Origin of the sequence: Treponema sp. (assembly GCF_045641405.1) — a bacterium.
GTDB lineage: Bacteria > Spirochaetota > Spirochaetia > Treponematales > Treponemataceae > Treponema_D.
In genome coordinates this window covers 20,192-28,042 of sequence record NZ_JAZUGX010000018.1, presented here as the reverse complement: position 1 = coordinate 28,042, position 7,851 = coordinate 20,192, and the positions used below count along the sequence as shown (strand labels likewise).

At 41.4% G+C, this 7,851-nt stretch carries 7 protein-coding genes and 1 pseudogene; 2 read left to right on the top strand and 6 right to left on the bottom strand.

Annotation, left to right across the window (positions count from 1 at the left end; all coding sequences use genetic code 11):
- Positions 1 to 130, top strand: a pseudogene (locus ACKI39_RS12470) (IS30 family transposase); the annotation flags it as partial.
- A 349-nt stretch (positions 131 to 479) separates the two neighbouring features.
- On the opposite strand, the gene ACKI39_RS03540 reads toward ACKI39_RS12470, so the two are convergent.
- The 6 genes from ACKI39_RS03540 to ACKI39_RS03515 form a co-directional block, all read right to left on the bottom strand.
- Positions 480 to 1,073, bottom strand: a complete 594-nt coding sequence (locus ACKI39_RS03540) for an HD-GYP domain-containing protein (RefSeq protein WP_318692184.1) — start codon at positions 1,071 to 1,073, stop codon at positions 480 to 482.
- Positions 1,074 to 1,088: 15 nt separating this feature from the next.
- Positions 1,089 to 1,403: an HMA2 domain-containing protein gene (locus ACKI39_RS03535; protein WP_407397723.1), complete on the bottom strand. Its 315-nt coding sequence runs from the start codon at positions 1,401 to 1,403 to the stop codon at positions 1,089 to 1,091.
- A 15-nt stretch (positions 1,404 to 1,418) separates the two neighbouring features.
- Positions 1,419 to 3,512: a heavy metal translocating P-type ATPase gene (locus ACKI39_RS03530; RefSeq protein WP_407397721.1), complete on the bottom strand. Its 2,094-nt coding sequence runs from the start codon at positions 3,510 to 3,512 to the stop codon at positions 1,419 to 1,421.
- A gap of 28 nt (positions 3,513 to 3,540) precedes the next feature.
- Positions 3,541 to 3,750 carry a hypothetical protein gene (locus ACKI39_RS03525; protein WP_407397719.1) on the bottom strand — a complete coding sequence of 70 codons (210 nt, stop codon included), beginning with the start codon at positions 3,748 to 3,750 and terminating at the stop codon, positions 3,541 to 3,543.
- 147 nt (positions 3,751 to 3,897) lie between these two features.
- Complete coding sequence (locus ACKI39_RS03520; RefSeq protein WP_407397717.1) at positions 3,898 to 4,692, bottom strand: ZIP family metal transporter; 795 nt, start codon at positions 4,690 to 4,692, stop codon at positions 3,898 to 3,900.
- A gap of 16 nt (positions 4,693 to 4,708) precedes the next feature.
- Positions 4,709 to 5,338 carry a TetR/AcrR family transcriptional regulator gene (locus tag ACKI39_RS03515; protein ID WP_407397715.1) on the bottom strand — a complete coding sequence of 210 codons (630 nt, stop codon included), beginning with the start codon at positions 5,336 to 5,338 and terminating at the stop codon, positions 4,709 to 4,711.
- 154 nt (positions 5,339 to 5,492) lie between these two features.
- On the opposite strand from ACKI39_RS03515, the gene ACKI39_RS03510 reads away from it, so the two are divergent.
- A complete protein-coding gene (locus tag ACKI39_RS03510; protein WP_407397713.1) occupies positions 5,493 to 7,844 on the top strand; it encodes an efflux RND transporter permease subunit in 2,352 nt (783 codons plus the stop codon).
- The last annotated feature ends 7 nt before the right edge of the window (positions 7,845 to 7,851 follow it).

Genomic DNA, 7,851 nt, shown 5'->3' with positions numbered 1-7,851 from the left:
AGATATTACGAACTACAGTGATGAGTATATAGCAGCCGTCACTGATAAAATAAACAAAAGACCAAGAAAATGTCTTGGTTACAAAACACCTTTCGAGGTCTATTATTCAAAAACGTTGCATTTAATTTGACAATTCAAGATAAAAAAAAATCCGGTGTAGAGCATTGCTTTACACCGGATTTCTTTTATGGCTGTGTCCGTAGAAAATGTTGCTCAAATATCGAATATTCATAGGAAATTATGAATGTACTACCAGAAAACGCACGTCAATTCGCCATGCTGAAGGTAAATGGAATCGGACTGCGTGGTTTCTGCTACGCAGAACCCACTTGCCAACCTTCAGAACGGCTCGGTTGCCGCTTGCCTTTTCTTCCCGTACATTCAAGTCACCTTTTGCAGCTCGATATTTGAGCAACGGCTTATCTGGCAACACTATTTCCGTACATAGCCTTTTTTATTTGAAAAAATTAAAAATGCTTTCAAACTTTCTGGAATACATTCCAATTGTCCAGAACAAGTCTTCCAATATCCGGATCATACATGATGCCTAAATTCTTTTCAATTTCCTGCCGGCAGAATTCAAAATCGTGAGCCTTGCGGTAACATCTGTTTGATGTGATGGCATCGATCGAATCACAGATTGCAATGATTCTTGCACCAAGAGGTATTTCATTTCCCTTCAGGCCAGATGGATATCCTTTGCCGTCAAAGCGTTCATGATGATGAAGAACAATATCCTTCAGGCGGCTAAGGTGATGGGACTTGCTCAGGATTTCCGCACCGATTTCAGGATGCTTCTTAAGTTTCTGCCATTCATCATCGGTCAATTTTTCTTCTTTAAGCAGAATGCTGTCAGGAATTCCAATCTTACCTATATCATGCAGATGGGCTGCAATGTGTACTGCCTGAACATCTTCCTCTTTCATTTTCAGAAGATTGCAGACTACTACTGCCATGTCGCTTACCCGTTCTGAATGACCTGCCGTATAGGGATCCTTGGCATCCAGCGCACTGACAATGCAATCGATTATTTCGTGGTAGTCTATATCATTGCAAACATTGCAGTCCTTCATTGCAAAAGCCTCTTGTCATAATTCCTTTAATAGTTTTTCAAGCTCATCAAGCATGGTAACAATCACATCCCTGTTTTTCGCTGAAAAATGTTCAGCCTGATAATTGAGTTTTTTAAAGAAATCCTGCCGTAGCATCAAATTTTCCAATGGGATCTTTGTGCTGTCATATTCAATCAAGATACTTCCGTTGAGAGGATTGTACTCATAGTTTTTTATGGCATTTCCAAAAGAGTTTTTAAAGATGCTTTCTGCACGGACATACAGTTCCGCATCTGTAAAAATTTTTGCCCTAAGCCTTACTCTTCCAGGAATGAAGCTTGTTATGATCATATTTTTCTTCTCCTATTATTTTAGTATCGGCTGCATGGATCTTATGCTGATTGCAACTGTCGTTCCATTATGCAGAATGGCTGCCATCTGCGGACTTATCACCCCGAAAATTCCAAGAAGCATTAAGGCAGAATTGACACCAACGATTGTCAAATTGTTTTCATTGATTTTTTCAAGAAGCCCCATTCCAAGCCTGCGCACAGTAACAAGATTGTCAAGACCGCTTTTCTGAAGCTGGATATCAGCAGTTTCACCAGCAATGGAACAACACCCTTCGACCGCAACTCCAACTGTTGCAGCTGACAGTGCAGGAGCATCATTTATTCCGTCTCCCATCATGATGACTTTGTGACCTTTTGCTTTTTCGTCCTCTATAAATTTAACTTTATCTTCCGGCAAGGCCTGACTTATCCATTTTTTAATTCCGCATTCCGCTGCAATTTTTGAAGCAGCCCCTTCCGTATCACCGGTAATCATTATGCATTCTTCAAGACCAAGGTTTTTAAGTTCCCTGATTACTTCGCTGGTTCCAGGTCTGGCGGGATCACCAATAGCAATGACACCAACCAATATTCCATCATGTGAAAGATATAAAAGAGAATATCCTTCAAGACTGGATTGTTTTTTTATTTCAGCAAGAGATTCAGGACACGGAATTTTTTCATCCTCAAAAATAAAATGCGCACTACCAATTCTTACTTTTTTGCCATTTAAAGTTGATGCAATACCATGAGCAACTATATATTCAACCTTAGTATGATTTTCCGGATGAACAAGATTTTTTTCTGAGGCAGCACGAACAACAGCTCTTCCAAGAGGATGAGGATAATGCTCTTCAAGGCATGCAGCAATAGTCAGCACTTCATCTTCAGTAAAACCTTCCATAGCGTATATTTTTTCAAGAACTGGATTTGCATAAGTGAGGGTTCCAGTCTTATCCAAGACAACAATTTTGGAAAGTGCAGCCTCTTCAAGATATTTTCCGCCTTTGACAGTTATTCCTTTAGTAGCACTCTCTTTCATTGCAGAAAGAACTGCAATTGGAGCTGAAAGTTTCATAGCGCATGAATAGTCAACCATCAACGTAGCCATTGTTTTTACGATGTTGCGGGTAAAGAACCAGGTTGCTGCCGTAACAAGAAAATTAAAAGGCACTACTTTTTCAGCAATCAATTCTGAACGTTGCTGAGCTGCAGCCTTAAGGCTCTGAGAATTATCAATCATATCAATAATTTTCTGAACTTTAGTTTCTTTTCCCGTCTGAACTACCTTAATGTAAATTTCACCTTCTTCAAGGACAGTTCCGGCAAAAACGGAATCGCCGGCTTTCTTTGCAATAGGAATTGATTCTCCAGTTATGCTTGATTGGTTGACCATACCTTCACCGTCAAGAATCTGACCATCTGCAGGTATAAGGCCACTTTGCCGAATTACAACCACGTCATCTTTTTTAAGAGCACTTGCAGGAACTGTTTTTTCATCCATGCCCTCGACAACCTGAACGGGTTCATCTGCGGAAAGAAGGCTTTGCGCAAGATTTCCATAGGAATTTCTTTTTGTGATTTCTTCTATTTCTTCGCCAATATTAAGAAGAAGATTTATCTGAGATGCTGTGTTTTTATTTCCCGTCAATGTTGCCACTGTTATTGCTGTTGCATCCAATAGTTCGGTGCTGAATAACCTTTTGCTTTCAGCAAATTTGCTCAGAACATGGAAGCACCTTTCCAAAAGAGACTTCCACAGCAACAAAGTTCTTACAGGCAATGGCAAAAACCATTTTTTTAAATAATGGATGGCAAGGGTTTCAATAAGGACACTTTCTATGCTTTCTGTTTCTGGAATCTGATCAACATTCTTCAGCAATTCCGGATCTTCCAGATATTTTCCAGTGAGAGCATGGAAAAGATTCAGCACGTCATTTTCTTTAACAATATGTGTGTCGTAGTAAATCAGAAAGGAACCGATATTTGTATTACAATTTGTATCAAGAATTCCTTCCTGCACCGTTATCAAAGTCTGGGCCAGCAATGCCTGTTTTGATGTATATTCGTTCTTATCATACAGCAGCCTAAGTCGCCCAGGTAAAGAATGTTTTACACTGACCTGCATTACCAGCCTCCAATCCAGAGTTTACTTTTTATGCCTTTGAAGCCGCATACTTCTTTTCTGCAGCCATATCCTGGGCATCTTCCTTCAAAGACTGTGCAAAAGCTGCAGCATCTTCCTTCAGCTCCATTCCCTTTGCTACAACTCCGGCACAGGCTCTTTTAAAAGCAGGCATCCTGATGATTGTATAGGCAGCAACTCCAGCTACTGCACCAACAAGAAAAGCAGTTGTTTTAGTCATAATTACTCCTTGGTAACAAATATTAGTTATACCTAACTGACAGTTAGCATAATCTAATTTGCTTATTTTTTCAAGGTACTAGTAAAAAAAGATAGGATTAATAAATTTAATATGCCCAAGAAGTCGGTCACTTTCGTGTTTATCAAATCATCCCAAGGCCACATCGAGTACCATCATCAAGGAAAAACCTGTCATGAACATTATGGTCCCGATGTTTGAATGTCTTTCATCTTCCTCTGCGGCCATTTCCGGAACCAGTTCTTCCACAACGACATAAATCATTGCTCCGGCTGCAAAACTCAGAAGATACGGAAGGACAGGAATAATAAACTGAGATAAAACAATTGTCACAAAACCAGCAGCTGGTTCAACGATTCCAGAAAGAATTCCATACCAGCAGGATTTGATTTTTGAAAGTCCCTTGCTGTGAAGCGGCATGGAAATTATTGCACCTTCAGGAAAATTCTGGATTGCTATACCGATCGCAAGAGCAAGAGCCGCAGATGAGGAAACATGGACTGTCCCCGTATACCAGCCGGCATAGAGAACTCCAACGGCCATACCTTCAGGAATATTGTGCAGGGTAACGGCAAGAACCATCATGGTAGTTTTTGACAGACTGCTTTTGGGTCCTTCCACGGTTTCATTTAGATGCATATGCGGAATGACAACATCAAGCAAAAGCAGGAACAGCATGCCAAGACAGAACCCGATCACAGCAGGAACAAAGGCAAGCTTTCCAAGACCCTGCTCCCCAGCCTGATTCATGGAAGGAATCAATAGACTCCACACGGCAGCAGCAATCATTACACCGGCAGCAAAACCGGAAAGTCCTTTCTGGAGTCTTGCATCAAGTTCCTTTTTCATGAAAAGGACACAGGCGGAACCTAATGCAGTTCCAAGAAATGGAATCAGCAGTCCTTTTGCAATGATCAGATCCATAGCTCACCTCCTGACACTATTCCCCGGATGAAAGGCCAAGAAGATGCAGAAAACCAAAGTGAAAGATTTCCATGATGTTGCTCAGGAAAGTTTCCGCTTCCTTTCTGCCCATGTTATGCAGAATCACTTCGATAAAAGCATTTACCGTCGCATTTGCAAGAACATGTATGGCCATGTCATCGATGGGTTTCTTTATGCCGTATTTTTTTTTCATCCATTTGATTGTTCCAAGCACATTTTCCGTATACAGGTCGGAAATTTCTTCAAGGAAATTTTCGTGGGAACTGCCTGCAGATTTTGTAAACAACAGAACAAAGGCATCCCTGTTATCAAGCATATATTTCAGGAACTCAAAGGTATGAACTTTTTCTTCCTCAGAATGAACCATACCGGCCGGATTTTCAACATTCCTATGATGTTCAACCCCACCGAGTCTAACAACCGACAATGTTGTATCAATCGCCTCATCCACCAGCGCACAGAACAAGGCATCCTTATCCCTGAAATGGCGATACATTGCCCCGGTAGTCAAACCGGCATTGGATGCAATAGTTCTTAAAGATGCAGACATGAACCCTTTTTCCAGGAATTCTTTTTTCGCACTCTGGAGAATTTTTGATTTTGTTGCTTCTGAGATATCAGCCATAGTATTAATTTACACAAAATTCTGAGAATTCTCAAGAAAAATGGTAACAACGTTACCAAATTCCATTGACAAGGTAACGGTGTTACCAATATGATAACATCGTTACCTAAAACGATAACATTGTTATCATATTTGATATTTTCAGGAGACAATAATGAAAGTTACAAAAATAAATGAACTTTTCGCGAAATTCGGAATATTTCAGATCAAGCACCGTTTCCTGTTCCTTATAGGATTGCTGATTTTCACAGTCATAAGTTCCGCAGGTTTGTACAGGCTCAAACTCGACAACGGAGAAGACGACTGGTTCGATGACTGGGAAACAACAAAACTCAACCAGGACCACTTTGAAGACATATTCGGAAGTTGTGACAGCGTCATTGCTTTTGTTCAGGCCGACGATGTTTTTGATCCTGAAGTTCTGGAAATGCTTGGACGCCTTGGGAAGCGGCTTGAAAATGAAATTCCATATGCAAGCAGCGTAACCTCACTTGTGAACTTGAGCATCCCTGTAGGATCAGAAGACGGTTTTGAAGTTACAAATCCTTTTGTAGACGGAATTCCTTCAGACCCAAAAATCCTTCAGGAAAAAAAGGATTTCATCCTTAGCCGTGAATCCCTGGTGAACGCACTTGTAAGTGCAGATGCGACGGAAACTTTTCTTGTCCTTAATCTTGAGCAGTATTCAGAAAACCTTGAGACTGCAATGAATAAAATAACTCCACCTGCCATGGCAATTTTCAACGACCCTGAATTCAAGTCGGATAAATACACCATAAGACCAGCAGGACTTTCCTACACGGAATACGAAGAAGAACAGGCAATGGGAAACCAGTGCATCACAAGAATCGCCATTGGATTTCTTGTAATGGTTCTGTGCCTGATTCTATTCATCAGGTCTTTCAGAGGGGTAATCGTCCCTGCCCTTGCAACGGTTTTCGGAATAACCTCAATGCTTGGCCTTTCTGCATGGATGGACATTGTGGGCAATACTGTAATGATTGTTCTGGTTGTCCTTCTTGCCATGGCGCTGGCAGTAGGCTATTCAGTCCACTACATCAACAGTTTCAAGATGGCTTTCCGTAAGACAGGCAACCGCAGACAATCCTGCATAGACGGAATCCGGGAGTCTGGCTGGGCAATTCTCTTTACGGTAATCACCACAATGGGTGGAATGCTTTCGTTCTATGCTTCCGGATTAAGACCGATGCGCTGGGTTGCAGGAATTTCCGCAGCATGTGTTTTTGGCGTGTATCTTTATGTAATGCTTCTGCTTCCTATTTTCTACAGCTTTGGTAAAGACAGACAGCCGGATCCTGTTGCATCCCGGGAAGGTTCCACAAAGGCAGATCTTAGAATAGCAGACATGGGTGAACATATCCTGGACAAAAAATGGATTACGGTAATCGCAAGTGTTGCAATTATTGCAGTCTGCATTCCAGGAATCTGCAAGATAAAAATCAACATGAACTATTCCGACATGATGGGAGAAAAGACTCCTTACATTGCACGTCTCATGACCATTGCCCGTTCACAGCTTGGAAGCCAGTATGGATACGAAGTCCTCATAGAATACCCGGAAGAAAATGCAATAAAGAATCCTCAAGTCCTTAAAAACATGGACGTACTTACGGAACGAATAGGCACACTTAGACAGACCAAGATTTCCAACGGGAAGCCTCGCGTCAGTTCCGTCACAAAAATCATCAAGGAGATGAACAGAACATTGAACGGGGATTCACCTGATGCCTATGTAATTCCTGATGATCAGGAACTTACAAGCCAGCTCATGTTCCTTTATGAGATTTCAGGAGGGACAGACCTCTATGAATACGTAAACGAAGATTTCAGTGCAGCCTACCTCCATGTAGAAATGCATTCCTATGAAGCGGAATCCTGCGTATCAGACATTGCTAAGGTTGAACAGTGGGTCAAGGAGCTTTTCCCTGAAACCATTACAGGTGGTGTTGTTGGAGAAGTAATGCAGTACGCCGCCATGAATGGAAAGCTTGTACGTGGATCAGTCAAATCAATAGGAACTTCATTCCTGATAATTTTCGTTCTCCTGCTTTTTGCTTTCATGTCACTTAGAACAGGTTTCATTGCGATGATTCCAAATGCAGCTCCTGTAATTCTCATCGGTGGAATCATGGGTTACGCTGGAGTTTGCCTTGACATGATCACAGCCCTCATCATGCCTATGATTCTTGGAATTGCCGTTGATGACACAATCCACTTCACAAACCACATCAAATATCAGTTTGAATTAACGGGAAACTACCGCAAATCTATCCTTAATTCGTATCGTGAAATAGGCAAATCCATGATCATGACAACAGTAATTCTATGTGCAATGTTTGCAGTCTTTCTTACAAGTTCCATGTCGGCTCTTGTAAGGATCGGATACATGAGTGTAATCGGAATGGGAGGCGCTTTAGTTGCGGACTACACGCTTACACCGGTCTTAATGCTGATTACAAAACCATTCGGAAAAGAAAAAAACTAAAAGGAGA